Origin of the sequence: Aeromonas sp. 19NY04SH05-1, assembly GCF_040581895.1 — a bacterium.
GTDB classification, from domain to species: domain Bacteria; phylum Pseudomonadota; class Gammaproteobacteria; order Enterobacterales; family Aeromonadaceae; genus Aeromonas; species Aeromonas enteropelogenes.
Window position 1 is genome coordinate 627,069 of sequence record NZ_CP095328.1, and the last position, 26,729, is coordinate 653,797.

Below are 26,729 nucleotides of genomic sequence, written 5' to 3' on the forward strand. Positions count from 1 at the left end.
GTATCGTGCAAACGTTTTTTCTAACAGAGCTGTAACCAAGCGGACTTGCAGTGGCGGGGTTGTGGGCGCAGAATCCGCGGCCATCTTTTTGACCACCTGATGGAGTCCCTATGATTGCCCTGCTCGGCATACTGAGTATTCTGGCCCTGGCCGTGCTCTGCTCTGATAATCGCCGCCGTATCCCATTGCGAACAGTGGGCCTCGCCCTCGCCCTGCAAGTCATGTTTGCCGCCCTGGTGCTCTGGTTGCCTGCCGGCCAGCATGTGCTGAACGGGGTCAGCGAGAGTGTCAGCAGTGTGATCAACTATGGTCAGGAAGGGATCGCCTTCGTGTTTGGCGATCTGGCCAGATTCAAGCTGGGCTTTATCTTCGCCTTCAACGTGCTGCCGATCATCATCTTCTTCTCCGCGGTGATCGCCATCCTCTACCATATCGGCGTGATGCCGCGTGTCATCGGCCTGCTGGGCGGCGTGCTGCAAAAGCTGCTGGGTACCGGTCGTGCCGAGAGCCTCTCCGCCACCGCCAACATCTTCGTCGGCATGGTGGAAGCGCCGTTGGTGGTCAAACCCTACCTCTCCAAGATGTCCGACTCCCAGTTCTTCGCCGTGATGAGCTGCGGCCTCGCCTCCGTGGCTGGCGGCACCCTGGTGGGCTACGCCAGCATCGGAGTCGAGCTGAAATACCTGATCGCGGCCGCCTTCATGTCCGCGCCTGCCGGTCTGGCCATGGCCAAGATCCTGGTGCCGCCTGCGGCCGATGAGCAGGATCACCATCAGGATGTCGAACTGCCCCGCGCCACCAACGTCATCGAGGCGGCGGCCGACGGTGCCATGGGCGGTCTTAATATCGCGGTCGCGGTCGGTGCCACCCTGCTGGCCTTCGTCGGTGTCATCGCCATGCTCAACGGTTTGCTGGGCTGGGCCGGTGATCTGGTGGGGCTGGATCTGAGCTTCCAGATCATCCTGGGCTGGTTGTTTGCCCCTGTCTCCTGGTTGATCGGTGTGCCCTGGGATCAGGCCCAGGCCGCTGGCGCCCTGATCGGTACCAAGATAGTGGTCAACGAGTTCGTCGCCTTCATCGCCCTGGTCCAGGATCAAAGCCTGAGCGAGTCGAGCAAGGCCATCGTTACCTTCGCCCTGTGCGGTTTCGCCAACATCTCCTCCATGGCGATCCTGATCGGTGGTCTGGGCTCCATGGTGCCGGAGCGCAAGGCCTTCATCGCCCGTTACGGCATGCGAGCCATCATGTCCGGCGTGCTGGCCAACCTGATGAGTGCCTCCCTGGCCGGCCTGTTCCTCTCCCTGTAAGAGCAGGCTTCAATACGGATATCAGCAGGGGCGCCACCAGGCGCCCCTGCTGATATCCGGCGAAAAAAAGCCTCGGCCATGGCCGGGGCTTTTTGTGCGCTCGTATCAGTCGACGTAGAAGGTCTGCTGGAAACTGAGGGTCTGTTGCTGCCCTGCACCCATGATCTTCAGGGTGAACTGGTAGGTATCTTCGTTGCGGTAGGGGAGGGTGGCCAGATAGTAGATGGCGTTACCCTCCTTCACTTCCTGAAAGCTCAGGGTGCGGATGGTGCCGGTGAGGTTTTTCGCCTCGCCCGTGATGCCCACCGCCTGGGCTTTCCCCTGCTTGTCCAGTACCGAAATGTTGATGATGCCGTTGTAGCGGCTGCGCTCCAGTCCGTAGGTTTTCGCCACCTCGGGAGTGAGGAAGCTGGAGTTGAAGGCGCTGTAGTGCACCTGCCAGGGGCCCAGCTCCTTCATCTGTTCTGCCTTGAGCGGCAGTGTCATCAGCAGTGCCAGCAGGCAGCTTATCCAGGCTGTTTTCATGGTGTCGTCCCTCTCGTGTTCACTGTTGGCTCAAGTTCAAGTATCCAGCAAGGCGCTCACTTCCGGTGGCAATTGTTTGGGAGAATCGATGGCCACCGTCTTGTGGCGACCCAGTTCCCCCCGCACTATGTTCACCTGCCCCTTGGCCACCCTGAACTGTTTGGCCAGAAACTTGATCAAATGGCTGTTGGCCTGGCCATCCACCGGCGGCGCCGTGATGGCCACTTTCAACTCTTCTCCGTGCAGCCCGACGATCTGATCCCGACTCGCCTTGGGCTGGATCACCAGATGCAGTACCAGTTCATCCCCTTGTTGCTGGACGGCTGGCATCAAATCATCCACCACAGCTGACCGAACAGGTCACCCAGCAGGTAGTTGATGGCCTGCAGCCCGATGAAGGCGACCAGCACGGAGAGATCCAGCCCGCCCAGGGCCGGCAGCACGCGGCGGATGGGGGCCAGGAAGGGTTCGGTCAGCTGGTGCATCACGTATTCGATGGGGTTGCGACCCTGGCTGACCCAGCTCAGGATGGCGCGGATCAGCAGGATCCAGAAGATCATCGAACCCGCCTTCTTCAGCACGGTCAGGGCGGCAAACAGGCTGATGCTGAGCCAGTCGGCCAGCAGCACGTTCATGCTCTTGAGCAGGGCCAGCTTGAGGAAGGCCACCGCCAGCGCCAGCAGCACGGAGGCCATATCGATGCCGCCAAAGCCCGGAATGATGCGACGCAGCGGCACCACCAGCGGGTTGGTCAGCTTGACCACCATCTGGCTCATGGGGTTGTAGAAGTCGGCGCGGGCCCACTGCAGCCAGACCCGCAGCAGCACCACCATCAGGTAGAGATCGAAAACGGTATTAATCAGAAAGTAAGCGGTGTTCATCTGGGCTCCTGTTAGAAAAGGGTTTCCATTTCGGCGGCGCGAGCAACGGCCGCCTGCATGGCTTGAGCAGTCAGCGGCATCAGCCCCTGTTGCTGGAATGTCTTGATGGCCTCGGCCGTGGTGCCGCCCTTGCTGGTCACCTGTTCACGCAGGGTGGCGAGCGCGAGTGTTGGATTTTGTTCCACCATGGCGGCCGCGCCAAGGGCGGTCTGCTGCACCAGCAGACGGGCCTGCTCAGGGCGAAAGCCCATGGCTTCGGCCTCTTCGGCGATGGCCTGCATGAACAGGAAGAAGTAGGCGGGGGCACTGCCCGCGGCGGCAATGACGCCGTTGATGCCGGACTCTTGCTCGACCCAGAGGGTCTTGCCGACGGCCTGCATCATCTGCTCGGCAAAGTCGCGATCCTCCTGGCCAACCGTATCGGGGGCGTAGAGGCCCGTCATGCCGAGCCCCAGCAGGGCAGGGGTGTTGGGCATGGTGCGGATGATGCGTGCATGGCCACCGGCCATCTCACCCAGGCGCGCCACCTTGATGCCGGCAGCGATGGAGATGAGCAGCTTGCCGGCCAGGGAGCCCAGCTCACCGACCAGCGTCCCCAGCATATCGGCCATCAGCTGTGGTTTGACCGCCAGCACGATGACCTCGGCATGGCGGGCGGCTTCGGCGTTGTCCTGGGTGACATGGATGCCGTAGTCGCTGGCCAGGGTCTCCAGCTTGGGTAGGCTGGGGTTGGCGGCGGTGATCTTCTCTGCCGGATAACCCGCCTTGACCAGACCGGCAATGATACTGCGGCTCATGTTGCCTGCGCCGATGAAGGCGATGGTTTTATGCTGCATCAAACGCTCCTGTTGATGGGATGGTTGCAAGAGGGGAGGCTGCGGCCCCTTCCTGCCTATGAGTAGTCACGTGCGCCGAAGATGGCGGTGCCGACTCGCACCATGGTGCTGCCGTGGGCGATCGCCAGCTCGAGATCTTCCGTCATCCCCATCGAGAGGGTGTCGACGCTCGGGTATTGTCGTGCAAGTTCGGTGAACAGAGCCTGCATACGAGTCATCTGGGCGGCCAGCACGGCCTCGTCACTGGTGTGCTCCGGGATGGCCATCAGGCCTCTGAGCACCAGTCGTTCGCATTGGGCAACCCGTTCGGCCAGCTGGAAAATCTCTTGTTCAGACGTTCCGGATTTGCTGCTCTCTCCGCTAATATTGATTTGCAGACAAACATTTAGCGGTGCCATCGTGGCCGGGCGCTGATTGTTAAGACGCTCGATCAGCTTGTCCCTGTCGACACTTTGTACCCAGTCGAACCGTTCTGCCACCAGCTTGGATTTGTTTGATTGCAAAGGGCCGATAAAGTGCCACTCTATGTCGGCATAGCCCTCTTGCTGGCGCAGGGTATCGATCTTGGTCGCCGCTTCCTGGGCGTAGGACTCACCAAAACGGCGTTGACCCGCGGCATGAGCCGCCATGATCGCCTCAATGGGTTTGGTCTTGCTGACGGCAAGCAGGGGAATGCTTTCTGCATTGCGGCCTGCCCGCCCGGCGGCTTGGGCAATGCGCTCCTTTACCTGAAGCAGGTGCTGGGCAATCTGGTTCATATTTCGTAAGTGATCTTGTGATGGGAGAATGACAAATCTATGGATATCACAGAGTTATTGGCTTTCAGTGTAAAGCATAAAGCCTCGGATCTACACCTGTCGGCCGGGGTTCCCCCGATGATCAGGGTTGACGGGGAGGTTCGCAAGATCAATTTGCCCGCCCTGGAGCACAGGGAAGTTCACGCCCTCATCTATGACATCATGAACGACCACCAGCGCAAGGAGCTGGAGGAAAATTTCGAGGTCGACTTCTCGTTCGAGGTGCCCAATCTGGCGCGTTTCCGGGTCAACGCCTTTCAGCAGGCGCGTGGATCCGGCGCCGTGTTTCGTACCATCCCCAGTACGGTACTGAGCCTTGAGGATCTTGATGCCCCCGAGATATTTCGCAAGATTGCCGAATTCCCACGGGGTCTGGTGCTGGTGACGGGCCCGACCGGCTCGGGCAAATCCACCACTCTGGCGGCCATGGTCAACTACATCAACGAGAACTTTCATCACCACATCCTCACCATCGAGGATCCCATCGAATTCGTGCACGAGAACAAGCGCTGTCTGGTCAACCAGCGGGAAGTGCACCGCGATACCAAGAGTTTCAGCGCCGCCCTGCGTTCGGCCCTGCGTGAAGACCCGGACATCATTCTGGTGGGCGAGATGCGGGACCTCGAGACCATCCGACTCGCCATGACCGCGGCCGAGACCGGTCACCTGGTGTTCGGCACCTTGCACACCTCGTCGGCGGCTAAGACCATAGACCGTATCATCGACGTCTTCCCCGGCGCGGAGAAGGACATGGTGCGCTCCATGCTGTCCGAATCCCTGCGGGCTGTCATCTCCCAGACTCTGCTCAAGCGGATCGGCGGCGGCCGGGTGGCGGCCCACGAGATCATGATGGGCATTCCGGCGGTGCGAAACCTCATTCGGGAAGACAAGATCGCCCAGCTTTACTCGGTGATCCAGACCGGGATGACCCACGGCATGCAGACCATGGATCAGAGCCTCAAACAGCTGGTCAGCCGGGGTGTGGTGGCGTCCCTCGATGCCAAGGCCAAGGCCGTCGATCCCAACAGCGTATAACAACAACGAATCCAGGGAAGGAGACATCATGAATCTGGATCAGATGCTGGCCGAGCTGGTCAGCCGCAAGGGCTCGGATCTGTTTGTGACGGTGGGCTCGCCTCCCACCCTCAAGGTCAATGGTCACCTGGTGGCGCTGGGCAACGAGCCCCTCGACAAGAAGGAGGCGCTGACCCTGGTCAGGGAGACCCTCAGCTCGGACCATTTTGAACGCTACATCCGAACCAAGGAGGCCAACTACGCCATCCATCGTGAGGAGCTGGGCCGTTTTCGGGTCAGTGCCTTCTGGCAGCAAGAGCTGCCTGGCATGGTGCTGCGCCGCATCGAGACTCGCATTCCCACCTTCGATGATCTGAGCCTGCCTCCCATATTGCAGGACGTGGCGATGGCCAAGCGGGGACTGGTGTTGTTCGTCGGGGCCACGGGGGCGGGCAAGTCCACCACCCAGGCGGCCATGATCGGCTATCGCAACCAGCATGCGGATGGGCACATACTGACGGTGGAAGATCCGGTGGAGTTCGTGCACCAACACGGCCGCAGCCTGGTGACCCAGCGCGAGGTGGGGATAGACACCGAATCGTTCGACGTGGCGCTGAAGAGCTCTCTGCGCCAGGCGCCGGATGTGATCCTGATCGGCGAAATCCGCAGCCAGGAGACCATGGAGTTTGCCCTGCAGTTTGCCGAGACTGGTCACCTCTGTCTGGCAACTCTGCATGCCAACAACGCCAACCAGGCGCTGGATCGCATCCTGCATCTGGTCCCCCAGGAGAAACACCGCCAGTTTCTGTTCGATCTCTCGTTCAACCTGCGTGGCATCGTTGCCCAGCAACTGGTGCCCAGTATCGACGGACGGCGACGTTTTGCCGCCTTCGAGATCCTGCTCAACACCCCGCTCATCACCGACATCATCCGCAAGGGAGAGATGCACCGGCTCAAGGAAGTGATGACCAAATCCTCAGAGCTTGGCATGCAGACCTTCGATCAGGCGCTGTTTGCCCTGTTCTGTGCCGGCCAGATTGGCTACAGTGAGGCCCTCGCCCATGCCGACTCGGCCAATGACCTGCGACTGCTGATCAAGCTTTCGGGTCATGAACAGCTGGGATCCGGCATGCTGGACAATGTGACGCTAGACGAATAACGGGACCGCCCGGGCGGGCGGTTCCTCGCCATAGAGGATCCTTATGCTGATTGTGGTATCTCCGGCCAAGACGCTGGATTACGAGTCACCCTTGGTGACGTCCCGTTTCACCCAACCCGAACTGCTAGATCACTCTGCCGAGCTGATTGCCCGGGCCCGCCAGTTGAGCCCGGATCAGATCGCCAGCCTGATGAAGATCAGCGACAAGCTGGCTGGTCTGAATGCCGCCCGTTTCGCCGAGTGGCAGCCGGCATTTACCCCGGACAATGCCCGTCAGGCCCTGCTGGCCTTCAAGGGGGATGTCTACACCGGGCTCGCGGTGGAAGATTTCAGCGACGAGGATTTTGAGTTTGCCCAGCAACATCTGCGCATGCTGTCCGGGCTTTACGGTGTGCTGCGCCCGCTCGATCTGATGATGGCCTACCGGCTGGAGATGGGGATTCGCCTCGACAATCCGCGTGGCAAGGATCTCTACCAGTTCTGGGGGGACATCATCACCGAGCACCTGAACAAGGCGCTGGCAGCCCAAGGGGATGAGGTACTGGTGAACCTGGCTTCCGACGAGTATTTCAAATCCGTGCGTCCCAAGGCTCTGAAGGGGCGGATTGTTACTCCGGTATTCAAGGACGAGAAAAACGGTCAGTTCAAGATCATTAGTTTCTACGCCAAAAAGGCGCGGGGCATGATGGCTCGTCATATCATCAAAAACAAACTGACCAGTGTGGAACAGCTGACCGGTTTCAACGCCGATGGCTACTACTTCGTGCCGGAAGAGTCAGATGCCGCCACCCTGATGTTTAAACGTGCAGAAAATTAATTACAAAAAGAGGGAACCAATCTTCCTAGTGATGGGTCTGATTATATGAATCCTCTGTTGTAAGCACTTTTTTATTCGCCGACGTTTGATACGTCGGCTTTTTTATTGTCTATCAATTGCTTTCGGTGAACCCATGTGGTTCAGATAGACTCAAGAAAGGGTGTTGTCGTCACAAGCTGGAGGTGGATGATGGAACAGAAAAATGCCATTCGGCAGGTGGCCGTCCCTTGGGCGCCTTCCCGCCAGCTACCGCCCGGCCTGGTTGTCGCCGAGCTGCATCAGGATCTCTGGAGCGACTCCCTGACCATCATGCTGGGACGGGCTCGCAGCATAGATTTGCCGCCCCAGTTGCTGTGCCGGGTTCACTTTCGTCATATCTACGCCCTGCGGGTGATGGAGGATTGCGATCTGGCGGAGGGGAAGGATAGTCATGCCATTGAGGAGCAGATCCAGATCATTACGCCGTCCCGTTTTGCCAGCTGGTTTCATCAGGAATCCGATGGCCTGCATCTGGACGAGGACTTGCAGCACTACCGCATCTCGACCTGGGACTACTGCGCCGATGTGTTGACCTCCTCCGCGCCCGAACTCTCTTTTCTTGCCCAGAGTGAATGATGGAAGTGTGCTACTAGAGGCGAAGGAGCTCCTTCGCCTCATTTTTTTTGTGTCGACTGACCCCCAGTAGTGGGGGGGCTTGGCACAAAAAAAGCGCCTCAAAGGAGGCGCGGGGGAAAAAGACAGATTGGAAGCGTCACATGGGTGCTACTTGAATCGGCGATGAGCCATGCCAATCAAGTATGGGTTCATATTGCCAGGGGCTATCTGAAGTAGTGCTGAGATGATTCTTCATCCTCTGTTCATATTCTCGGCAACTATTTCCGGCCGCCGTGCCAGTTGCCAGCCAATGCTTTCGGGTATCCTGCCAGCCTGTTTCCATCTTCAGCCCGAGTCTCCATCAGCGCGGTTTTGTCAGGGGAGCAACTCGAATGTTCCCGTCGTCTGTTCCAAAGCCAGTAACCAGCGTTTGATCGGGATGCCGCCGGCATAGCCGGTCAGATCGCCGCTGCGTCCGATCACCCGGTGGCAGGGGACTATGATGCTGAGGGGATTACGGCCATTGGCGGCGCCGACCGCTCGTACCGCCTTTGGATTGCCGATGGCGGTGGCGATATCGAGGTAACTGACGGTGTCGCCATAGGGTATGTCGCACAGTGCCTGCCACACCGTTTGCTGAAACTGTGTCCCCCTGGCTGCGAGTGGCAGATCGAACTGCCGCAGGCGACCTGCAAAGTAGGCGGCAAACTGCTCTTTGTAGGGGGCGAGTGCGGCATCGTCCCGTTGCCACTCTGGCTGTGGCATGACGGGGCGTTCGCCCTGGATGAACTCCACATGGCGCAGGCCATCACCGTCGATGGCGATGAGCAGGGGGCCGCGGGCGCTTTCGCAAAAACTGTATCTCATCTTCTTTCGCTCTCGCTGTGAAGGGGGGCATCACTCCAGTACCGGCTTGCCACGGGCTGACTTGATCTCCCCCTTGCGTTTCTTGGCATCGACCCGCTTGCGCTGGGAGCTGCGGGTCGGCTTGGTGGCATGGCGAGTCTTGGGGCGCCAGGCTGCTTTTTTCAGCAGTTCCACCAGGCGGTGCATCGCCTCCTTGCGGTTCATGTCCTGGCTGCGATGGGTCTCGACCCGGATCAGGATGAAGCCATCGTGGATCCGGCTGTCGCTCAGCTTGTCGAGCCCCTCTATGTAGAGCGGCGGCAGGCTCGGTGAGTGGCGGTAATCGAAGCGCAGCCAGACGGCGGAGTCGGTCTTGTTAACGTGTTGTCCGCCGGCTCCCTGGGCCCGCATGGTCTGGAATTGCAGCTCATGCCAGGGGAGGGTGACGCTATTGGAAATCACTAACATGCTGTGGTGCTCTTGTTTGGTGCAGGCGTGCAGGTCGCTGCACCTTGGTGCCTCATTATGGGGCGCGCAGATCGGTTACGGGGGCGGCTCAGGTCAAGGGGACTGCAATTAGACGCTATCTACATGAGATAACACAGTAAAAATTTTTGGCACAAGAATTGATTGCTGGTTCATGACACACCATGGATTGGGAGCAACCAGATGAAGCTGATTACTGCGATTATCAAACCATTCAAGTTGGACGATGTCCGTGAGGCGATTGCCAACCTGGGGGTGGAAGGGTTGACCGTGTCCGAGGTCAAGGGATTTGGCCGCCAGAAGGGACACACAGAATTATACCGGGGGGCCGAATATCAGGTCGACTTCCTGCCCAAGGTCAAGCTGGAGATCGCGACCGCCGACGACAACGTGGAAGGGGTGATCGAAGCCATCTGCAAGGCGGCTTATACCGGCAAGATCGGTGACGGCAAAATTTTTGTCTACGACCTGCTGCAGGCGGTGCGTATCCGGACCGGTGAAGGGGATGAAGAGGCGCTGTGATACATCCGCTGGGTAGTGAAGGCTGGTCCTTGACCATCAGCGGATGACGTATGGCTTCGTCATGAGGCCGCGCCGACCGCCTGTCTCGCTATCAACAATAAGGCCGGATGGCATGCCATCCGGCCTTATTGTCATGCCCCCTATTCGGTGAGAGGTCTCACGCTCAGCACGGGGGCCGCATCTATTTCATCGGCATTCATCATCGACGAGATGCGCTGCAGGGAGGAGAGCAGCAGAGTCTGCTCCCAGGGCTCCAGTGCCTGAAAACGCTGGATGAAGCACTCCTGAAGCGGTCTGGGGGCCTGGTTCAGCAGGGCCCGACCGGCGTCGGTCAGAGTTGCATGTACCTTGCGCTTGTCGGTTTCGCTGCGAATGCGCTGCACCAGCTGGCGGCTCTCCAGTCGATCCATGATGGTGGTGGCCGTCGCCTGGCTCATGTTGGTGTGATTGGCCAGTTGGCGCATGGAGATCTGGCCAAGCTCGTCAATCCCTTTGAGCAACAGCAGTTGTGGCGACGTGAGACCCGCCTCCTTGATCAAGCGCTTGGAGTGCATGTCGATGGCACGAATGATCTGGCGCAGCGCTATCAGCACTTCATCATGTTTTTCCATGGGGAACCGGGTCGTCAGGAGGATTTAAGGGGGCAAATTCTGCTCTTGCCAGAGGAAAACGTCAATATGGTTACGACTCTAATGGTTTATGTTCAAAGTATTTTTGTGTTAGTTTAGCCCCCTCTTTGCAGAATTAGCGCTGACATTTGAGGAGTGAAGATGACCAATGAACTGGATATCAAGACCCTGGTAAGTGGGTTGAGAGTGGTGCGTGTACGCTATGAACTGCCGGATACATCGGCTTTTGTACGCTACCAGCCCGCCTACGACGAAGACCCCAACAACCTGAAGGTACATCACTATGATGGTGAGCTTCCCCTCTCTTGTAGTGAGACAGGTACTTTCAACCTAAAGGAGTTGGTCAACGAGTTGCGCTATGCCTATGTGCTGGTTCACCTCTTCCCCGACGAGAGTGCCATGAACTTCTACCTGACTGGCCTGGATACCGGTCTGGCGCAGCTGGAGTTCATCGGCGGCTCCTATGACTTCAACCGTCTCTGGATCACCAGTGGTATCTCCAACCTCGGCGTGCCCATGGCCATCTTCCTTGGCAAGCGTCATGCAGTGAATGGCCAACCGTCGGTTTCCCTGGTGGATCATCGCGAGCAGGCGGCCGGCAAGCTGGTCTATCGCGCCATCGGCGGCGCCGGCGAGCACGTTGGCGAAGACTTTTTCAACCACGACTAAGGAGGCTGGATGCGAGCAAGCAAAGGGCTGTTGAAAGGCCTCAATCCCACCATGGCCATGACGGCACTCACCGTCATCACCCTGTTTCTGTTGTTCGGGGTCTTTGTTCCCGATACGGCCGCAGCCTGGTTTACCGGTGCCAAGGATCAGATCATTGCCGGGTTCAAGTGGTACTACATTCTGGTGGTCGCCCTGTTCCTGTTCTTCGCTGTCTATCTGATGTTCAGCCGTTTTGGCAACATCCGGCTGGGTGACGACGACCAGGTACCGGAGTTCGGTTATTTCGCCTGGTTTTCCATGCTGTTCAGTGCAGGCATGGGGATCGGTCTGGTGTTCTGGAGCATCGCCGAGCCCATGTATCACCTGCAGGGCAACCCCTTCATCACCGAAGGCATGACTCCCGAGGCGGCTCAGGTCGCCATGCGCCTCACCTTCTTCCACTGGGGCCTGCACCCCTGGGCCATCTATGTGATCGTCGGCCTGTCGCTGGCCTTCTTCAGTTACCGCCGCAAGTTGCCGCTGGCGATCCGTTCCGTGCTCTATCCCATTCTCGGTGATCGCATCTACGGTTTCTGGGGCCATGCCGCCGACGTGCTGGCGGTGTTCGGCACCGTGTTCGGGGTGGCGACTTCCCTCGGTCTTGGCGTCTCCCAGATGAATACCGGCCTCAACCAGATGTTCGGGATGGAAGTCTCGCAGGCCAATCAGCTGTGGCTCATTGGCGGCATAAGCCTGGTGGCCACCTTGTCGGCCGTCTCCGGTGTGGGGCGCGGGGTCAAGTTGCTCTCCGAGCTCAACATCTGGCTGAGTGTTTTCATTCTCGGCCTCTTCCTGGTGCTGGGCCCGACCACCTATATTCTCAACGCCTATGTGCAGAATATCGGTGACTACCTGCAGAACATCATTCAGCTGAGCTTCTGGACCAACACCGAAGCCAATGGCACCTCGGCCTGGCAGTCGAGCTGGACCGCCTTTTACTGGGGGTGGTGGATCGCCTGGGCACCGTTTGTCGGCATGTTCATCGCCCGCATCTCCAAGGGCCGAACCATTCGCGAGTTCGTACTCGGCGTCCTGCTGGTGCCCTCCCTGCTCGGCATGCTGTGGCTCACCGTGTTTGGTGGCACCGCCATGAATCTGGAGCTGTTTGGCGATGGTGGCGTGGTGGCGGCCGTCAATCAGGACGTGACCCTGGCGCTTTACAAGACGGTGGAGCTGCTGCACTGGGAGACCTTCGGCTGGATTGCCAAGGGGGTGCTGACCCTGCTGATCTGCACCTACTTCATCACCTCCAGTGACTCGGGCACCCTGGTCATCACGACTCTGCTCTCCATCGGGGATCAGGATCCTCCCGTGATGCACCGCGCCATCTGGGGGCTGGGTGAGGGCTTGGTAGCCGCCATCCTGCTGGTATCGGGCGGACTGGCTGCCCTGCAGGCGGCCAGCATCATAGCCGCGCTGCCGTTCTCGGTGATCATGCTGGCTATGTGCTATTCGCTGATGCTGGGGCTCAAGCAGGAGAGTCAGCGCCAGTTCGAGTATCGTCAAAACCTCAAGCGCCACGATGGCTCAACCCATATGAGCCTGCTGGACCGGATTGGTCCAGCCTAACGGGCAGATATGACAAAGGGGGCTCAGGCCCCCTTTGCATCGGCAGCGGCCGTACCGACGATGTTTTCCCTGTGGGAATTTACCGTCGGTGCGGCCGCTTTTTATTGGGTGGTTGTGGCCGGGAGCCTTACTCCTCGATAAAGGTCCACTCATCCTTGACCCGGCTGATGGCGTCGGTACGCCGCTTGGCCAGCTGGGCCCTGATCTCCTCTCCCTTGAAGCCTGCCGCGACAATCTCTTTCACCGGCACGGCTTGCGCGGCGGCCAGCGCCTCGGCCACATAATCCGGCTCGGCATAGACCCGTTCCTCGAAGCCGGTGCGACCATGAAAATCGGCGCGGCAGGCATCGAGCAACTGGGCGAAACGCTCCGGTCTGCGCCAGGCGTCGGCCTTGTCGAACACCTTGAGCAAGGTGGCGGGCTTGAGTTCAAACGCGATATGGATGTGGGTGTGCAGATCGCTCACCAGCAGCGCCAGATCCCGGCACTCATTGGGGACCCGAAAGCGCTGGCAGAAGTCGCGGATGAGGGGTAGCCCCTTCTGGCCATGGCCGTGATGGCTCGGCCAGAACTCCTTGGGCGTCAGCCCCTTGCCAAAGTCGTGGCAGAGGGCGGCGAAGCGCACTGTCAGTTCGGGGGAGAGACGACAGGCCTGTGCCAGCACCATCATGGTGTGGATGCCGGTGTCGATCTCCGGGTGCCACTTGGCGGGGGCGGGCACTCCGAACAGGGCGTCAAGTTCGGGAAACAGCGCCTTGAGGGCGCCGCACTCGCGCAATACCTCGAAGAACACCTGCGGTGTCGGGCCCAGCAACACCTTCTCCAGCTCCTTCCAGACCCGCTCCGGGGTGAGGTGGGCCAGCTCGCCGGCGGCCGTCATCTCGCTCATCAGGGCCAGGGTCTCGGGGGCAATCACGAATTCCTGGGCGTGGAAGCGGGCGGCAAATCGGGCCACCCGCAGGATGCGCAGGGGATCTTCGGCAAAGGCGGGGGAGACGTGGCGCAGCAGCCGATTTTCCAGATCCCGGATACCGCCGTAGGGATCGTGGAGCTGGCCCTCTTCATCCTCGGCGATGGCATTGATAGTGAGATCCCGACGCAGCAGATCCTGCTCCAGGGTCACATCGGGGGCCGCATGGCAGACGAAGCCGGTGTAGCCCTGGCCCTGCTTGCGCTCGGTCCGGGCCAGAGCGTACTCCTGCTGGGTCTTGGGGTGGAGAAACACGGGGAAGTCGCGACCAACCTGGGTAAACCCCAGCGCCAGCATCTGTTCCACGGTGGCGCCCACCACCAGATGATCCCTGTCGCCCTGCGCCAGTCCCAGCAGCCGATCCCGTACTGCGCCCCCAACCAGATAAGTCTGCAAACCCTGTACCTCTTCAGCAATGATGGGGCCGAGTATATCGTCTTTGCGGCGGCTTTGCTGCCAGGGGCGAGGGAGGGAAAAAATCCCTCTGCGGTGCTTTGACTTCATCTGGGGGAGGCCTTACCCTGCCGCACACATGAGCGCTCGCCATACCCTCCGTCGCCTGTTGCAGGGCATGTCGGTATATGGTGAACCGAAGGAGCCGGAGAGTTCCTTTTCATATCAGATACATGAGAACAATGTGAACCAATCAACCTTCGCTAGCCGGGTGCTGGACTGGTACCAGCTCCACGGCCGCAAGACCTTGCCCTGGCAGCAGGAGAAGACCCCCTATCGGGTCTGGGTCTCCGAAATCATGCTGCAGCAGACCCAGGTCGCCACTGTTATCCCCTATTACCAGCGTTTCATGGCGCGCTTTCCCGATGTGGTCGCGCTGGCAGATGCCCCCGTAGACGAAGTGCTGCACCACTGGACCGGTCTTGGCTATTACGCCCGGGCCCGCAATCTGCACAAGGCGGCCCGGCAGATCCGCGATCAGCATCAGGGAGTCTTCCCGGAGCAGTTTGACGAGGTAGTGGCCCTACCGGGCATTGGTCGCTCCACCGCTGGCGCCGTGCTCTCCCTCTCCCTCGGACAACCCCACGCCATTCTCGATGGCAACGTGAAGCGGGTGCTCACCCGCTGGCTTGCCCTGCCGGGCTGGCCTGGCCAGAAACAGGTGGAAAACGAGCTGTGGGAGATAGCGACCCGCCTCACCCCCAGGTTGGGGGTGGCCCAATACAACCAGGCCATGATGGACATGGGGGCCACCATCTGTACCCGCAGCAAGCCCGCTTGCGAGCGCTGTCCGGTACGGGATGATTGCCAGGGGCTGTCGCAGGGCAAGCCCACCGACTACCCCAACAGCAAGCCCAAGAAGAGCATTCCGGCGCGCACCGGCATCATGCTGCTGATCCGCCACGGTGACGAACTGCTGCTGGAAAAGCGTCCGCCACAGGGGATCTGGGGCGGGCTCTATTGCTTCCCTCAGGTAGCATCGCTGGCCGAGGTCAACGGGGTGTTGCAGGGGCTGGGCCTCAATGGCAGCAGTTATCGGGAACTGGCGGGTTTTCGTCACACGTTCAGCCACTTCCATCTCGATATACAGCCGCTGCTGATAGAGACGGACAAGGCGCCGGCCCTGCGTCTCATGGAAGCGGATAACCGACTCTGGTATAACTTACGCCATCCTGCACAGGTGGGGCTGGCAGCCGCCACGGCCCGCCTGCTCGCCTATCCGGACTTACAACCACAGAGGTCAACATGAGCCGTACCGTATTTTGCCAACGTCTGAAGAAAGAGGCGCCGGGTCTCGATTTCCAACTCTACCCGGGCGAGCTCGGCAAGCGGATTTTCGACAACATCAGCAAGGAAGCCTGGGCCGAATGGCAGAAGAAGCAGGTGATGCTGATCAACGAGAAGAAGCTCAACATGATGAATCTCGAGCATCGCCAGTTGCTGGAGACAGAGATGGTCAGCTACCTGTTTGACGCGGGTGAAGTCCAGATCGACGGTTATACCCCTCCCAGCCAGTGAGCTGAGAGAGCGTAAAACGGTTATCCCCTCCTGGTACAAGCCAATAAGTGACGGGCGGCCCGGCCGCCCGGTTTGAGGATCCTATGGGCCGAATTCTTTGGCTGCTGTGTGCCTTGCTGTTTCTCTCTGCCTGCTCATCTTCTCCCAAGCCCAGCGGGAGCGACGATGATGATCTGGTCAACGGCAAGGACATTCGCGGTTTTGAACACATGATCAGCGCGCTTTCCCATAACGTGAACGAGATATGGGGGCGGGAGGCGCTGTTTGCGGGCAAGTTTGACTACGTCAAATACACGGATCAGTACAAGAGCCGGGCCCACATCGACTTTTCCACCGGTCACATCATGGTGGAGACGGTCTCCGGGATTGAGCCCCGTGCCCACCTGCGCCGCGCCATCATCGAAACCCTGCTGACGCCGGACGATCCGGCGGAAGTTGATCTCTACTCGGATCGGGAGATCATGCCTGGTGGCGAGCCTTTTCTCTATGGGCAGGTGCTGGACAACCAGGGGCAACCGATCCGCTCCACTTGGCGGGCAGAGCGCTATGCCGACTATCTGCTCAACACGGCGATGAAGAAACGCACCCTGGGGATCCGCAACATCTTCTTCATCGATATCCCCATGGTGGCCAACCATGAGGATAAACGGGGCTACAAGTACGCCAGCATCATCCGGGAGGCATCCCGCAAGTACGGTGTTGCCGAGAGCCTGATCTACGCGGTGATCAAGACGGAGAGCAGCTTCAACCCCTATGCGGTGAGCCATGCCAATGCTTATGGCCTGATGCAGGTGATCCCGGCCACCGCCGGACGCGATGTCTATGTGCGGGTCAAGGGCAAGAGCGGTCAGCCGACCCGGGAAGACCTGTTCAACCCCGCCTACAACATAGACGTGGGGACGGCCTATCTGCACCTGCTGCAGACCGTCTATCTGGCGGATATTCAGGATCCCCAGTCCCGTCGCTATGCGGTGATCTCCGCCTACAACGGTGGCGCCGGCGGTGTGCTCAACACCTTCTCCAGCGATCGCAAGGCGGCGCCGGGCCGGATCAACCAGCTTTCCCCCGAGGCTGTCTATCAGGTACTGACCGAGCAGCATCCCAAGGCGGAGGCGCGCCGTTACCTCTACAAGGTCAATCAGGCCGAGAAGGGGTTCAAACGCTCCTTTGCCAGGCAGGCGGGATAACCGGCAATAACGACAAAGGGCGCTTGATATCAAGCGCCCTTGTTGGTTCTGACTGGCATGGTGTTGCCATTATTTACCGATGAAGCCACCTTTGGCCTGGGGAGCCGCGCCCACTTTCTCCAGTGATTCCACTTCTACCTCGGTCTTGTTCCAGCTGTGGTCCACTTCACCGCGGATGCGGATCAGATCGTCCGGACCCACTTCGACGCCACGCCATACGTCCTGATCCACTTCGACTTCTACCTCGCCGCTGGCATCGCGGAACAGGTAGTTTTCGTCGCCCAGGTGTTTGACCAGCTTGCCTTCGAGGGTGGCCCAGCTGTCATCAGCCAAGTCTTTCAGTTGCGCGACGGAAACCTTGTTCTGCTCCTGGGGGCCGGTGTAGGCCGCCATGGCGAAAGAAGAGACAGACATCAGGGCCACCAGTCCGATTACGCTTGCTTTGTTCATTTTTATGCTCCTGTCGTTGGTATGGGGCCATTTTGGCGAGGCAGGTGTGAAACAAGCGTGAAAGAACGGCACTTTTTGCCGACGAATGAGAGCGCAATCGATTTAATCGCACAGCTCGGCGTGTTCAATTTCATTTGAATCTGTAATCTGTCGTCTGGTTAGTAAGGGGCTGGTTCGACGCATTCCCGACGTCGTTGCGGCTTGAGGACGAGTTGCGGGCTCTGCCTGCTCAATCAATGAGAATAACAATATGAAAAAATGGCTTGTTTGTTTATTGGGGTTACTGGCGCTGACCGCTCAGGCGGTGGAGCGCCCGAGCTTTTCCCGGATCGTGATGTTTGGTGACAGCCTCTCGGACACCGGCAAGATGTACAAGAAGATGAAGGGGTATCTCCCCTCCAGCCCTCCCTATTATGAGGGGCGTTTCAGCAATGGCCCGGTCTGGTTGGAACGGTTGCGAGACGAACACTTCCCCGGGCTTCAGCTGGCTAACGAGGCTGAAGGTGGGGCGACGGCGGTGGCCTACAACAAGCTGGGCTGGCTCAACTTCTGGGCCTGGGATCCCAAGTATCAGGTGATCAACAACCTCGACTACGAGATCGATCAGTTCCTGGCGAAGGACAGCTTGCGTCCCGACGATCTGGTGGTGATCTGGGTGGGGGCCAACGACTATCTGGCCTATGGCTGGAATCAGGAGAAGGATGCCGATCGGGTGATCGAGACCATCCGCTTGGCATCCAACCGACTGGTGCTCAACGGGGCGCAGCAGATCCTGCTGTTCAACATCCCGGATCTGGGCAGAACTCCATCCGCCAACAGCATGAAGGTAGTGGATCAGGTACGCCACGTAGCCAGCTATCACAACCAGCGGCTGCTCAATCTCTCGCGCGAGCTGGCCCCCCTTGGCATCGTCAAGATGTTCGAAGTGGACAAGCAGTTTGACGAGATGGTCGGTGATCCCCAGAAATTCGGGCTGAGCGACATCGAGCACGCCTGCTATGGCGGCGGGTATCTATGGAAGCCCTTCTCCGATGCGAGCGAGGCGCCAGCCTTGAGCGTCCCAGAGCGTCTGGCGGTGGCCGGCAACCCGATCCTGGCCCAGGCTGTTGTGAGCCCGCAAGCGGCCCGCAGTGCGGCAGCCCGGAACTGCGATGAACACATGTTCTGGGATCAGGTGCACCCGACCGCGACAGTGCACAAGGCGATGGGGGAGCGGGTCGCCGCCTTCATCGAACAGCATTACGAGTTTATTCGTCGCTGATCCGCGATCTGTAAACACCGGTGCGGGGCCAACATCATGTTGGCCCCGCATTTTTATGGCTCCCTTTCCTGTGCCGTTTACATGTCACAACTTTGTCTAAAAATCAGACGCTTGTGCTGTGTTTGTGAACGTTTCTGGGTTATGGTGTTTTTTGTTAATTGGTATCAAGCACTTGAAAATGGACTAACGTTAATATGCTGCGATCGCAGTCGATGTGGTCGTGCCCATAAGATGGGGTGGTATCAAGCAACCCCTCCTACATAAAGTTGCAGAGGCTAAAACATGAAAAAGTCATTGATTACCTTGTTGGTTACCGGCTTGCTCGCGGCCAATGCCCAGGCAGCAGGCCAAGACAACACCTGGTATGGCGGTGCCAAGCTGGGTTGGTCCAACTTCTACGGCATTGATGAAAGCAACAATTTTACCCTTGGCGATGAAACCAACGATGCACTGGGTGCCGGTGCTTTTGCCGGTTATCAGGTGAACCAGAATCTGGGTATCGAGCTGGGTTATGACTACCTGGGCAAATACAAGTATGACGCTACCACTGCCGCCGGTACTGCCTTCGGCGATAGCGTGAAGTCCCAGTTGGCTCAGCTGACCCTGAAGCTGGGTTTCCCGGTCACCGAGAGCCTGGATCTCTACGGTCGTATCGGTGGTGGTTATGGTTGGGCTGACAGTGAACGTTTCGACAGTGACAGCCGCTTCGTCGTCGTCGGTGCCTTGGGTGCCGAGTACGCTTTCAACCGTGACTGGGCCGCACGCCTCGAATATCAATACTCAACACCTTATGGCAGCCGTGAAGACACGGGTGTGCGCATGGACAACGGCCTGCTCTCGCTGGGTGCCGTTTACCGCTTCGGTCAGGTCGCTCCCGTGGTTGCTGCACCCGCTCCCGAGCCGGCTCCCGAGCCCGTGATGGTCGAGAAGCAGTTCACCCTGAGCTCCGATGTGCTGTTTGACTTCAATAAAGCTACTCTGAAGCCGGAAGCGGGCCAGGCGCTGGACTCCCTCTATAGCCAGATTGAAGAGGCCCGACCCAAGGATGGGGTGGCAACCGTGATCGGTTACACCGACCGTATCGGCTCCGATGCCTATAACCAGAAGCTCTCCGAGCAGCGTGCCCAGAGCGTAGCCAACTACCTGGTCGGCAAGGGTATTCCCGCCTCCAAGGTCAATGTGGAAGGTCGTGGCGAGTCCTCACCGGTCACCGGGGACAGCTGCGTCAGCAAGTCCAAGCGTGAGTTGATCGTCTGTCTGGCACCGGATCGTCGTGTTGAAGTGAAGGTGGAAGGGGTGGCCGAAGTTCAGGAGTAATTTCCTGATCCTGACCCGAACTAGGGGGCTGTGCGAGCAGCCTCATATTGAATAGCCAAAAGCCAGTCAATTCAATTGACTGGCTTTTTTGTTGATGGTGACGAGCAGATGGCAAGACATCAGGACGGGAGTGGCATCACCCGGTTGCGGCCCAGATCCTTGGCCTTGTAGAGCATCTTGTCGGTGCGCTCGACCAGGCTGTCGACACCTTCCTGGCCGTTGTGCTCCGCCACTCCGAATGAGGCGGTGATGTGGTCGATGCGACGGCCAGATTTGCGGTCCAGTACCGACATACGCTCGATGGCTCGGCGGATACTTTCCGCCATCTGCCTGCTGAGTGCCAGATTGCGATGGGGCACCAGCAGGGCAAACTCCTCGCCGCCGAGGCGATAGGCCGTCACCCCCTCCTTGCAGGCATCGCGCAGCCGCTTGCTGAAAGCCCGCAGCACCTGATCCCCCAGCAAGTGACCATACTCGTCATTGAAGTTCTTGAACCTGTCGATATCGGCCAGGATCAGCGAGAAGGGGTGCTTGCTGCGAATCAATCCTTCCAGTTCGAAATCGAAGGCGCGCCGGTTGAGCAGGTTGGTGAGGGCGTCCTCGTTGGCCAGTTTTCGAGTCTCGTTGAGCGCCTCACGCAGCTCCTTGATCTCTTTCTCGGCATTGCTGAGCTGGTTGCGAAAGTGCATGGTGGACATGCGCACATCGCGGGATTCGCGCACCAGATCCCGCAGGATCCCCATGGTGTCCTCCAGACTCAACCCCTCGTCGTCGATCTTGCTCAGCTTGTCGAAGCTCTTGTCGAGCATCTCCTGAAACAGGCCGGTATCAGAAATGGCATCCTGCATCGAGTGACCCAGCTCGTTGGCCATGGCGGCGAGGCTGAGTTTCATCGCCTCCATCTGCTGCTCATCCTGGGCGGCGAGGTGCTGGTGATAGAGGCGCTCGCAGGTGGTCAGCGAGCAGGTGCCCTGAAGCTTGATGGCCTGATCGATGGCCTGGTTGAGCTCGGGCATGCTGGCCGATACATAGTTGTACCAGAGATGATAATTGTCAGGTGTGGTGGGGATTTGGTACTTGATCATCAGGGGAACCGCCTGTTTGAGATAGGCGGCTGACTGGGCAAAAGTGTCCTTACTCATGAGTTCTGTGTCTCACATACCGGCAAACTGAGGAGAGTATGACAGAGAGAGTGGCCAAAAGGCAGCCGATGGATGCCATTCGCCCCCCCCTCCGATATAATGGCACCGTTACCACCAATCCTAAGGCCTGCTTATGTCTCAAAAAGATCCTTTCCTCGAACGCGAGGCCGAAAAATACGAGAATCCCATCGCCAGCCGAGAGCTAATTCTTGACCTCATCAAGGGCCATGAAAAGCCCATGTCCCGTGAAGAGTTGGCCAAGGTCCTCAAGCTGACCGATGAAGAGCCGTTGGAAGCCTTGCGTCGTCGCCTGCGCGCCATGGAGCGCGACGGGCAACTGGTATTCACCCGCAACCAATGTTACGCCCTGCCGGATCGCCTGAATCTGGTCAAAGGATATGTGCTCGGCCACAAGGATGGCTTCGGTTTTCTGCGTCCGGAAGGTGGTGGTCCGGATCTGTTCCTGAATAACCGCGAGATGCAGCGTCTGATGCATGGCGACTACGCCCTGGTGCAGCCGACCGAGATCGACCGCAAGGGCCGCCAGGAGGCGCGTCTGGTGCGCCTGCTCAAGGCCCGCGAGGCGGACATCGTCGGGCGTTACTTCGTCGAGAACGGCGTCGGTTTCGTGGTACCCGACGACAGCCGCATCGGCCAGGACATCATCATCCCGGAAGGGGAGAACAAGGGCGCGCGTCAGAGCCAGGTCGTGGTCGTGCGCATCAACCAGCGCGCCACCGCCCGTTTCAACGCGGTCGGTACCGTATTGGAAGTGCTGGGTGAGAACATGGCCCCCGGCATGGAGATCGAGATTGCCCTGCGTACCCACGGCATTCCCCACACCTGGCCGGAAGAGGTGACCAAAGAGGTCGCCGGTCTGGGTGAAGAGGTGCCGGAGAAGGCCAAAGAGGGACGCATCGACCTGCGCGCCCTGCCGCTGGTCACCATCGACGGGGAAGATGCCCGCGACTTCGATGACGCCGTCTTCTGTGAAGCCAAGCGCGGCGGCGGCTGGCGCCTGTGGGTCGCCATTGCCGACGTGTCCGCCTACGTGAAGCCGGGCACCGCCCTCGATACCGAGGCCTACCAGCGCGGCAACTCCGTCTACTTCCCCGAGTTCGTGGTGCCCATGCTGCCGGAGGTGCTCTCCAACGGCCTGTGTTCCCTGAACCCGCAGGTCGACCGCCTCTGCATGGTGTGCGAGATGACCATCTCCGCCGCCGGCCGCATGTCCGGCTACAAGTTCTACGAAGCGGTGATGAACTCCCATGCCCGCATGACCTACACCAAGGTGGCGGCGATCCTGGATGGCGATCCCAAGCTGCGCCAGCAGTACGAGCCGCTGGTGGGCCACATCGAGGAGCTCAACAACCTCTACAAGGCGCTCAAGCATGCCCGCCATCAGCGCGGTGCGGTGGAGTTCGAGAGCGAAGAGACCCGCTTCATCTTCAACGCCCAGCGCAAGATCGACCGCATCGTGCCGCTGGTGCGCAACGACGCCCACAAGATCATCGAAGAGTGCATGATCCAGGCGAACGTGGCTGCCGCCCGTTATATCGAGAAGAACGAGGCTGCTGCCCTGTTCCGGGTGCACGACCGTCCGGGTGAAGAGCGCCTTACCGGCTTCCGTGACTTCCTGGCCGAGCTGGGCCTGGAGCTCAAGGGGGGCCTGGAGCCCGAGCCGAAAGACTTTGCCGAGCTGGCCGCCAAGTTTGAAGGGCGCCCGGATGCGGAGCTGCTCTCCACCATGTTGCTGCGCTCCATGCGTCAGGCCATCTATCAGGCCGACAACATCGGCCACTTCGGTCTGGCGCTGAAGTCCTACGCTCACTTCACCTCGCCGATCCGTCGCTATCCCGACCTCATCCTGCACCGGGCGATCAAGTATCAGACCGCCAAGGAGCAGCAGGCCAACCTGCGCCACAAGTGGACCCCGAGCGGTGGCTACCACTACCAGCTGGAAGAAGTGGATCCGATGGGCGAGCACTGCTCCATGACCGAGCGCCGCGCCGATGACGCCACTCGCGACGTGGCCGACTGGCTCAAGTGCGAGTACATGCTGGATCACGTGGGTGACGAGTTCGACGGCGTCATCGCCAGCGTCACCGGCTTTGGCTTCTTCGTGCGTCTGGCCGAGATCCACATCGACGGTCTGGTGCACGTCAGCACCCTCACCAACGACTACTACCAGTTCGACCCGCTGCACCAGCAGCTGATCGGCGAGAACTTCCGCCGCCGCTACCGTCTGGGTGACAAGGTGCGGGTCAAGGTGATGGGCGTGAACCTGGACGATCGCAAGATCGACTTCGTGATGGTGGAAGAGCCCCTCAAGATCACCGGCAAGAACGCCAAGCAGGCGGTGCGCAAGATGGCCGAGATCAAGAAGGAGAAGGCCAAGAGCGCCGAGCGCCACGAAAAGCGCAAAGAGAAAGAGGGCAAGGATAGCGGCAAACCCGCCAAGGGCGGCCGTGCCAAACCCAGCAACAGACGACCGGGCAAGAAGGCTCGCGACAAGGCCAAGAGCACTAAATGAGTACTGAACTGATCTACGGCATTCACGCTGTATCCGCGCTGCTGGAGCGCACCCCCGAGCGCTTCATCGAGGTGTGGGCCCTCAAGGGTCGCGACGATGAGCGGCTGCAGCCCCTGCTGGCCGAGCTGGATGCGCTCGGCCTCAAGGTGCAGAGCGTGAACCGCAAGACGCTTGACGACAAGGCAGAGGGCAACAATCACCAGGGCATCATGGCCCGGGTGAAAGAGGCACCCAAGCTGGCCGAGCACGATCTGGCCAGCCTGCTGGACAAGCTGGCCGAGCAAAAAACCGCCCCCTTCCTGCTGGTGCTGGACGGGGTGACCGATCCGCACAACCTGGGTGCCTGCCTGCGCAGCGCCGATGCGGCCGGAGTGCATGCGGTGATCGTGCCGCGCGACAAGGCCACCGGGCTGACCCCGATCGTGCGCAAGGTCGCCTGTGGCGCCGCCGAAGTGGTGCCGCTCATTCAGGTCACCAACCTGGCCCGCAGCCTGCGCGAGCTGCAAGAGCGTGGCGTCTGGATCGTCGGTACCGCCGGCGAGGCGGATCACGACCTCTATCAGGCGAAACTCACTGGTCCCATGGCGCTGGTGATGGGCGCAGAGGGCAAGGGTATGCGCCGTCTCACCCGCGAGCATTGCGATGAGCTGGTGAGTATCCCGATGGCGGGGGCGGTTTCCAGCCTCAACGTCTCGGTGGCGACCGGCGTCTGCCTGTTTGAAGCCGTGCGTCAGCGCCGCGCCTGACATGATGGACAGACCTCCCTTTCGCTGGGAGCAGGTCATGAATGAGCAGGAGGCCGCGCGCCTCCTCTCTTTTGCTCGCTCGCTGACGCTTGCCACCAAAAACTACCTCTGGCATGCAGGGGACAACCCGGATCTGCTGGTCAGGGTGGAACAGGGGCTGCTGCGTGCCCGAGTGGTGCTGGCGGATGGCCGCGAGTACATCAAGGAGTTCTACTGGGAGGGGGACGAGTTTCTCGACTTTCACCACCTGCTGAGCGGTGAGCCGGCCCGCTACAGCGTGGAAGCGCTGGAGCCCTGTCGGTTGCAGCTGTTCCAGCTGGCCGATCTGCGCCAGCTCTCCTGTTGGCCTTCCTGGTACCGGCATCTGCTGGAAGTGCAATTGCGCATCAAGGAGGAGAAAGAGCTGCTGCTCCTGACCGAGGGCCCCCAGGCCCGCTACCAGCATTTCCTCGCAAGCTTCCCCGGATTGGATGCCAGGGTGCCGGATCACCTGATCGCCGCCTACCTCGGCATCACCCCCATCAGCCTGAGCCGCATTCGCAAACGGCTGAAAGCAATTAACAAAGGTTAATGCCGGCTGGCCGTGCCCGGATTATGCTGGCCGTTCGAATCGAGATGGAGTCGCCGATGAACTGGATCCTGAAGCCCTGGTCTGAACTGACCACTGACGAGTTGTACGAGTTGCTGGCCCTGCGCGCCGAGGTGTTCGTGGTGGAGCAGACCTGCCCCTTCCAGGATTTGGATGGATTGGATCGCCGCGAGGGAGTGTGGCACCTGCTCGGTTATCGCGGGGATCTGCTGGCCGCCTATGCCCGGATCATGGCGCCCGGGATCGGGGATGACAGCGGCGCCGCCATCGGCCGGGTCGTTACGTCGCCGAGGGCAAGGGGCGATGGCCTCGGCCATCAGCTGATCGGCGAGGCGGTGAAGGCATGTGAGACGCGCTGGCCGGCCCACAGCATCTGGCTGGGGGCACAGGCCCATCTGCAGGGCTTCTATGGCCAACACGGTTTCTTGGCCGAGGGAGAGGGGTATCTGGAGGACGATATTCCCCATATGGGGATGCGCAAGTCAGTCGCGTAACAGCGCCCTTGTCAGAGAACATAGAATGCAGAAGGGCCATCCTGCGGGATGGCCCTTCTCTTTTATCTGGCAGAGATCACTTCTTCTTTTTCTTCTTGGCTGCTTTTTTCTTGGCATCGGCCGGCTTTTTCTTCTTCACCGGTACCCGCGCCTCTTTGTGCTTGGGGCGTAGCTCATCGATCACCCGGCGCTTGAGGCGCTCCTCGGTGTAGCGCTCGATCTTGGCGACCATGGCCATGTCGTGGGCTTCCACCAGGCTGATGGCGCAGCCACGGTTGCCGGCGCGACCGGTACGGCCGATGCGGTGCACGTAGACATCGGCGCCATAGGGCATGTCGTAGTTGATGACATGGCTGACGTTTGGCAGGTCGATGCCGCGGGCGGCCACGTCAGTAGCGATGAGGAAGGGCACTTCCCCTTCATGGAACTTGCGGATCGACTCGATGCGCTTGCTCTGCTCCATCTCGCCGCGGATCCAGGCACAGGAGACACCGGCTGCCTGCAGCTGGCCGGAGAGCTCCGCCAGCCGCTCACGAGTCTTGACGAAGATGATGGCCTTCTGGGTTTCCGGGTTTTTCAGGATGTGCACCAGCAGGGCCAGCTTGTGGGCGGCGTCATCGGCCAGATGGATCCACTGGGTGATGGGGCGACGCTCGCTGCGCGGCGGTTCGGCATGCAGCTCTACCGGATCCTTGAGGATCTCGCTGGCGAACTTCTCAAGGCCAGCCCCTTCCAGGGTGGCGGAGAACAGCATGGTGTGCTTGCGATAGCGCGCCTCTTCCACGATGCGGTTCACATCCTTGATAAAGCCCATGTCCAGCATGCGATCCGCTTCGTCCAGCACCAGTACCTCAATGTCGTGGCTCTCGAACTCCTCTTTCTCGATGTACTCGAGCAGGCGGCCTGGAGTGGCCACGACGATGTCGGTGGTCTTGGTCAGGGCCGGCAGCTGCTCTTCATGGCTGACGCCACCGATGATGGTTTCGATGCTGAGGCTGGTGTGGGCCGCCAGCGCCTTGGCGTGGGCGGTCACCTGCAGGGCCAGTTCGCGGGTCGGGGTCAGCACCAGCATGCGGCAGGGACCCGGCTTGCGGCGCGGGAAGTCCAGCAGGTGCTGGAGTGCCGGCAGCAGGAATGAAGCCGTCTTGCCGGTGCCGGTTGGTGCGGATGCCAGAATATCGCGGCCGTCCAGGGCTGGCTCCAGCACCATCTGCTGGATGGTGGTGGGGCGGGTGAATCCCATCTCGGCCAAGGCCCGGTTGAGGGCGGGATGCAGGTCGAAATCATCAAAGGACTGGCTCATGGCAATACTCGGTCATTTAAGGAAACGGCAGATTATAGGCGATTATCTCGTCGGCTCCTATGGCGAGAGTGGGTTA

General features: G+C 59.9%; 29 protein-coding genes. 17 read left to right on the forward strand and 12 right to left on the reverse strand.

Annotated features, from left to right (window positions below):
- Positions 1-110 precede the first annotated feature (110 nt).
- A complete protein-coding gene (locus MRK42_RS02945) occupies positions 111-1,307 on the forward strand; it encodes a NupC/NupG family nucleoside CNT transporter (RefSeq protein WP_026457680.1) in 1,197 nt (398 codons plus the stop codon).
- 105 nt (positions 1,308-1,412) lie between these two features.
- On the opposite strand, the gene MRK42_RS02950 is transcribed toward MRK42_RS02945, so the two are convergent.
- From MRK42_RS02950 to MRK42_RS02970, 5 genes are read right to left on the reverse strand one after another with little or no spacing between them, the layout of a single operon-like run.
- Positions 1,413-1,832, reverse strand: coding sequence for a DUF4426 domain-containing protein (locus MRK42_RS02950; RefSeq protein ID WP_026457681.1), 420 nt, complete (start codon positions 1,830-1,832; stop codon positions 1,413-1,415).
- 36 nt (positions 1,833-1,868) lie between these two features.
- Positions 1,869-2,162: a DUF167 family protein YggU gene (gene yggU / locus MRK42_RS02955; protein ID WP_042026655.1), complete on the reverse strand. Its 294-nt coding sequence runs from the start codon at positions 2,160-2,162 to the stop codon at positions 1,869-1,871.
- Entirely contained in the window at positions 2,162-2,713 is a 552-nt protein-coding gene (locus MRK42_RS02960) for a YggT family protein (RefSeq protein WP_026457844.1), read from the reverse strand. The genes yggU and MRK42_RS02960 overlap by 1 nt, the downstream gene beginning before the upstream one ends.
- An 11-nt stretch (positions 2,714-2,724) precedes the next feature.
- Complete coding sequence (proC, locus tag MRK42_RS02965) at positions 2,725-3,549, reverse strand: pyrroline-5-carboxylate reductase (RefSeq protein WP_338611755.1); 825 nt, start codon at positions 3,547-3,549, stop codon at positions 2,725-2,727.
- Between the two features lie 56 nt (positions 3,550-3,605).
- Complete coding sequence (locus MRK42_RS02970) at positions 3,606-4,307, reverse strand: YggS family pyridoxal phosphate-dependent enzyme (RefSeq protein ID WP_338611756.1); 702 nt, start codon at positions 4,305-4,307, stop codon at positions 3,606-3,608.
- A gap of 39 nt (positions 4,308-4,346) precedes the next feature.
- Here MRK42_RS02970 and tapT point away from each other — a divergent pair, with 39 nt between their 5' ends.
- The 4 genes from tapT (at position 4,347) to MRK42_RS02990 (ending at position 7,951) form a co-directional block, all read left to right on the forward strand.
- Positions 4,347-5,381 (forward strand): type IVa pilus ATPase TapT, encoded by a 1,035-nt coding sequence (gene tapT / locus MRK42_RS02975; protein WP_026457847.1) that lies wholly within the window; start codon positions 4,347-4,349, stop codon positions 5,379-5,381.
- Between the two features lie 28 nt (positions 5,382-5,409).
- The gene (gene tapU / locus MRK42_RS02980) at positions 5,410-6,519 is read left to right on the forward strand and encodes a type IVa pilus ATPase TapU (protein ID WP_042026652.1); all 1,110 of its coding nucleotides are present in this window, start codon (positions 5,410-5,412) and stop codon (positions 6,517-6,519) included.
- Between the two features lie 43 nt (positions 6,520-6,562).
- The gene (yaaA, locus tag MRK42_RS02985; protein ID WP_042026651.1) at positions 6,563-7,336 is read left to right on the forward strand and encodes a peroxide stress protein YaaA; all 774 of its coding nucleotides are present in this window, start codon (positions 6,563-6,565) and stop codon (positions 7,334-7,336) included.
- A 189-nt stretch (positions 7,337-7,525) separates the two neighbouring features.
- The gene (locus MRK42_RS02990) at positions 7,526-7,951 is read left to right on the forward strand and encodes a hypothetical protein (RefSeq protein WP_042026650.1); all 426 of its coding nucleotides are present in this window, start codon (positions 7,526-7,528) and stop codon (positions 7,949-7,951) included.
- A gap of 354 nt (positions 7,952-8,305) precedes the next feature.
- Here the strand turns inward: MRK42_RS02990 and MRK42_RS02995 are convergent, their stop codons facing one another.
- The gene (locus MRK42_RS02995; RefSeq protein ID WP_026456193.1) at positions 8,306-8,797 is read right to left on the reverse strand and encodes a methylated-DNA--[protein]-cysteine S-methyltransferase; all 492 of its coding nucleotides are present in this window, start codon (positions 8,795-8,797) and stop codon (positions 8,306-8,308) included.
- Between the two features lie 30 nt (positions 8,798-8,827).
- A complete protein-coding gene (arfB, locus tag MRK42_RS03000; RefSeq protein ID WP_026456194.1) occupies positions 8,828-9,244 on the reverse strand; it encodes an alternative ribosome rescue aminoacyl-tRNA hydrolase ArfB in 417 nt (138 codons plus the stop codon).
- Positions 9,245-9,445: 201 nt separating this feature from the next.
- Between arfB and glnK the strand changes: the two genes are divergently transcribed.
- The gene (gene glnK / locus MRK42_RS03005) at positions 9,446-9,784 is read left to right on the forward strand and encodes a P-II family nitrogen regulator (RefSeq protein WP_026456195.1); all 339 of its coding nucleotides are present in this window, start codon (positions 9,446-9,448) and stop codon (positions 9,782-9,784) included.
- Between the two features lie 140 nt (positions 9,785-9,924).
- Here glnK and MRK42_RS03010 read toward each other — a convergent pair whose 3' ends face one another.
- Positions 9,925-10,395, reverse strand: a complete 471-nt coding sequence (locus tag MRK42_RS03010; protein ID WP_026456196.1) for a MarR family transcriptional regulator — start codon at positions 10,393-10,395, stop codon at positions 9,925-9,927.
- A gap of 159 nt (positions 10,396-10,554) precedes the next feature.
- Here MRK42_RS03010 and MRK42_RS03015 point away from each other — a divergent pair, with 159 nt between their 5' ends.
- Both MRK42_RS03015 and MRK42_RS03020 read left to right on the forward strand, forming a co-directional pair.
- Positions 10,555-11,082: a hypothetical protein gene (locus MRK42_RS03015; protein ID WP_354688894.1), complete on the forward strand. Its 528-nt coding sequence runs from the start codon at positions 10,555-10,557 to the stop codon at positions 11,080-11,082.
- A 9-nt stretch (positions 11,083-11,091) separates the two neighbouring features.
- Positions 11,092-12,690, forward strand: coding sequence for a BCCT family transporter (locus MRK42_RS03020; protein WP_354688895.1), 1,599 nt, complete (start codon positions 11,092-11,094; stop codon positions 12,688-12,690).
- A gap of 127 nt (positions 12,691-12,817) precedes the next feature.
- Here MRK42_RS03020 and MRK42_RS03025 read toward each other — a convergent pair whose 3' ends face one another.
- A complete protein-coding gene (locus MRK42_RS03025) occupies positions 12,818-14,056 on the reverse strand; it encodes a multifunctional CCA addition/repair protein (protein ID WP_354689040.1) in 1,239 nt (412 codons plus the stop codon).
- 241 nt (positions 14,057-14,297) lie between these two features.
- On the opposite strand from MRK42_RS03025, the gene mutY reads away from it, so the two are divergent.
- From mutY to mltC, 3 genes are all read left to right on the forward strand, one after another.
- Positions 14,298-15,362, forward strand: coding sequence for an A/G-specific adenine glycosylase (gene mutY / locus MRK42_RS03030; RefSeq protein ID WP_354688896.1), 1,065 nt, complete (start codon positions 14,298-14,300; stop codon positions 15,360-15,362).
- Positions 15,359-15,631 (forward strand): oxidative damage protection protein, encoded by a 273-nt coding sequence (locus MRK42_RS03035; RefSeq protein WP_354688897.1) that lies wholly within the window; start codon positions 15,359-15,361, stop codon positions 15,629-15,631. The genes mutY and MRK42_RS03035 overlap by 4 nt, the downstream gene beginning before the upstream one ends.
- An 83-nt stretch (positions 15,632-15,714) precedes the next feature.
- On the forward strand, positions 15,715-16,818 hold the full coding sequence (gene mltC, locus MRK42_RS03040; RefSeq protein ID WP_026456201.1) for a membrane-bound lytic murein transglycosylase MltC: 1,104 nt from the start codon (positions 15,715-15,717) through the stop codon (positions 16,816-16,818).
- Between the two features lie 69 nt (positions 16,819-16,887).
- Here the strand turns inward: mltC and MRK42_RS03045 are convergent, their stop codons facing one another.
- A complete protein-coding gene (locus MRK42_RS03045; protein ID WP_042070422.1) occupies positions 16,888-17,268 on the reverse strand; it encodes a NirD/YgiW/YdeI family stress tolerance protein in 381 nt (126 codons plus the stop codon).
- Between the two features lie 250 nt (positions 17,269-17,518).
- Between MRK42_RS03045 and MRK42_RS03050 the strand changes: the two genes are divergently transcribed.
- Together MRK42_RS03050 and ompA are read left to right on the forward strand one after the other, a co-directional pair.
- Positions 17,519-18,529, forward strand: coding sequence for an SGNH/GDSL hydrolase family protein (locus MRK42_RS03050; protein WP_026456202.1), 1,011 nt, complete (start codon positions 17,519-17,521; stop codon positions 18,527-18,529).
- Between the two features lie 282 nt (positions 18,530-18,811).
- Entirely contained in the window at positions 18,812-19,846 is a 1,035-nt protein-coding gene (ompA, locus tag MRK42_RS03055; protein WP_042026642.1) for a porin OmpA, read from the forward strand.
- 119 nt (positions 19,847-19,965) lie between these two features.
- On the opposite strand, the gene MRK42_RS03060 is transcribed toward ompA, so the two are convergent.
- Positions 19,966-20,988 carry a GGDEF domain-containing protein gene (locus tag MRK42_RS03060; RefSeq protein WP_042026641.1) on the reverse strand — a complete coding sequence of 341 codons (1,023 nt, stop codon included), beginning with the start codon at positions 20,986-20,988 and terminating at the stop codon, positions 19,966-19,968.
- 133 nt (positions 20,989-21,121) lie between these two features.
- Between MRK42_RS03060 and rnr the strand changes: the two genes are divergently transcribed.
- From rnr to MRK42_RS03080, 4 genes are read left to right on the forward strand one after another with little or no spacing between them, the layout of a single operon-like run.
- Positions 21,122-23,521 (forward strand): ribonuclease R, encoded by a 2,400-nt coding sequence (gene rnr, locus MRK42_RS03065; protein WP_042070418.1) that lies wholly within the window; start codon positions 21,122-21,124, stop codon positions 23,519-23,521.
- Positions 23,518-24,267: a 23S rRNA (guanosine(2251)-2'-O)-methyltransferase RlmB gene (gene rlmB / locus MRK42_RS03070; RefSeq protein WP_042070417.1), complete on the forward strand. Its 750-nt coding sequence runs from the start codon at positions 23,518-23,520 to the stop codon at positions 24,265-24,267. The genes rnr and rlmB overlap by 4 nt, the downstream gene beginning before the upstream one ends.
- A gap of 4 nt (positions 24,268-24,271) precedes the next feature.
- The gene (locus MRK42_RS03075; protein WP_042070540.1) at positions 24,272-24,838 is read left to right on the forward strand and encodes a Crp/Fnr family transcriptional regulator; all 567 of its coding nucleotides are present in this window, start codon (positions 24,272-24,274) and stop codon (positions 24,836-24,838) included.
- Positions 24,839-24,894: 56 nt separating this feature from the next.
- Positions 24,895-25,350 carry a GNAT family N-acetyltransferase gene (locus MRK42_RS03080; protein ID WP_042070416.1) on the forward strand — a complete coding sequence of 152 codons (456 nt, stop codon included), beginning with the start codon at positions 24,895-24,897 and terminating at the stop codon, positions 25,348-25,350.
- A gap of 76 nt (positions 25,351-25,426) precedes the next feature.
- Here MRK42_RS03080 and srmB read toward each other — a convergent pair whose 3' ends face one another.
- Positions 25,427-26,653, reverse strand: a complete 1,227-nt coding sequence (srmB, locus tag MRK42_RS03085) for an ATP-dependent RNA helicase SrmB (protein ID WP_026456887.1) — start codon at positions 26,651-26,653, stop codon at positions 25,427-25,429.
- Positions 26,654-26,729 lie beyond the last annotated feature (76 nt).

Coding starts and splice junctions, on each gene's coding strand:
- MRK42_RS02945 (WP_026457680.1), top strand. CDS start 111: ATGATTGCCCTGCTCGGCATACTGAGTATTCTGGCCCTGGCCGTGCTC.
- MRK42_RS02950 (WP_026457681.1), bottom strand. CDS start 1,832: ATGAAAACAGCCTGGATAAGCTGCCTGCTGGCACTGCTGATGACACTG.
- yggU (WP_042026655.1), bottom strand. CDS start 2,162: ATGCCAGCCGTCCAGCAACAAGGGGATGAACTGGTACTGCATCTGGTG.
- MRK42_RS02960 (WP_026457844.1), bottom strand. CDS start 2,713: ATGAACACCGCTTACTTTCTGATTAATACCGTTTTCGATCTCTACCTG.
- proC (WP_338611755.1), bottom strand. CDS start 3,549: ATGCAGCATAAAACCATCGCCTTCATCGGCGCAGGCAACATGAGCCGC.
- MRK42_RS02970 (WP_338611756.1), bottom strand. CDS start 4,307: ATGAACCAGATTGCCCAGCACCTGCTTCAGGTAAAGGAGCGCATTGCC.
- tapT (WP_026457847.1), top strand. CDS start 4,347: ATGGATATCACAGAGTTATTGGCTTTCAGTGTAAAGCATAAAGCCTCG.
- tapU (WP_042026652.1), top strand. CDS start 5,410: ATGAATCTGGATCAGATGCTGGCCGAGCTGGTCAGCCGCAAGGGCTCG.
- yaaA (WP_042026651.1), top strand. CDS start 6,563: ATGCTGATTGTGGTATCTCCGGCCAAGACGCTGGATTACGAGTCACCC.
- MRK42_RS02990 (WP_042026650.1), top strand. CDS start 7,526: ATGGAACAGAAAAATGCCATTCGGCAGGTGGCCGTCCCTTGGGCGCCT.
- MRK42_RS02995 (WP_026456193.1), bottom strand. CDS start 8,797: ATGAGATACAGTTTTTGCGAAAGCGCCCGCGGCCCCCTGCTCATCGCC.
- arfB (WP_026456194.1), bottom strand. CDS start 9,244: ATGTTAGTGATTTCCAATAGCGTCACCCTCCCCTGGCATGAGCTGCAA.
- glnK (WP_026456195.1), top strand. CDS start 9,446: ATGAAGCTGATTACTGCGATTATCAAACCATTCAAGTTGGACGATGTC.
- MRK42_RS03010 (WP_026456196.1), bottom strand. CDS start 10,395: ATGGAAAAACATGATGAAGTGCTGATAGCGCTGCGCCAGATCATTCGT.
- MRK42_RS03015 (WP_354688894.1), top strand. CDS start 10,555: ATGACCAATGAACTGGATATCAAGACCCTGGTAAGTGGGTTGAGAGTG.
- MRK42_RS03020 (WP_354688895.1), top strand. CDS start 11,092: ATGCGAGCAAGCAAAGGGCTGTTGAAAGGCCTCAATCCCACCATGGCC.
- MRK42_RS03035 (WP_354688897.1), top strand. CDS start 15,359: ATGAGCCGTACCGTATTTTGCCAACGTCTGAAGAAAGAGGCGCCGGGT.
- mltC (WP_026456201.1), top strand. CDS start 15,715: ATGGGCCGAATTCTTTGGCTGCTGTGTGCCTTGCTGTTTCTCTCTGCC.
- MRK42_RS03045 (WP_042070422.1), bottom strand. CDS start 17,268: ATGAACAAAGCAAGCGTAATCGGACTGGTGGCCCTGATGTCTGTCTCT.
- MRK42_RS03050 (WP_026456202.1), top strand. CDS start 17,519: ATGAAAAAATGGCTTGTTTGTTTATTGGGGTTACTGGCGCTGACCGCT.
- ompA (WP_042026642.1), top strand. CDS start 18,812: ATGAAAAAGTCATTGATTACCTTGTTGGTTACCGGCTTGCTCGCGGCC.
- MRK42_RS03060 (WP_042026641.1), bottom strand. CDS start 20,988: ATGAGTAAGGACACTTTTGCCCAGTCAGCCGCCTATCTCAAACAGGCG.
- rnr (WP_042070418.1), top strand. CDS start 21,122: ATGTCTCAAAAAGATCCTTTCCTCGAACGCGAGGCCGAAAAATACGAG.
- rlmB (WP_042070417.1), top strand. CDS start 23,518: ATGAGTACTGAACTGATCTACGGCATTCACGCTGTATCCGCGCTGCTG.
- MRK42_RS03075 (WP_042070540.1), top strand. CDS start 24,272: ATGGACAGACCTCCCTTTCGCTGGGAGCAGGTCATGAATGAGCAGGAG.
- MRK42_RS03080 (WP_042070416.1), top strand. CDS start 24,895: ATGAACTGGATCCTGAAGCCCTGGTCTGAACTGACCACTGACGAGTTG.
- srmB (WP_026456887.1), bottom strand. CDS start 26,653: ATGAGCCAGTCCTTTGATGATTTCGACCTGCATCCCGCCCTCAACCGG.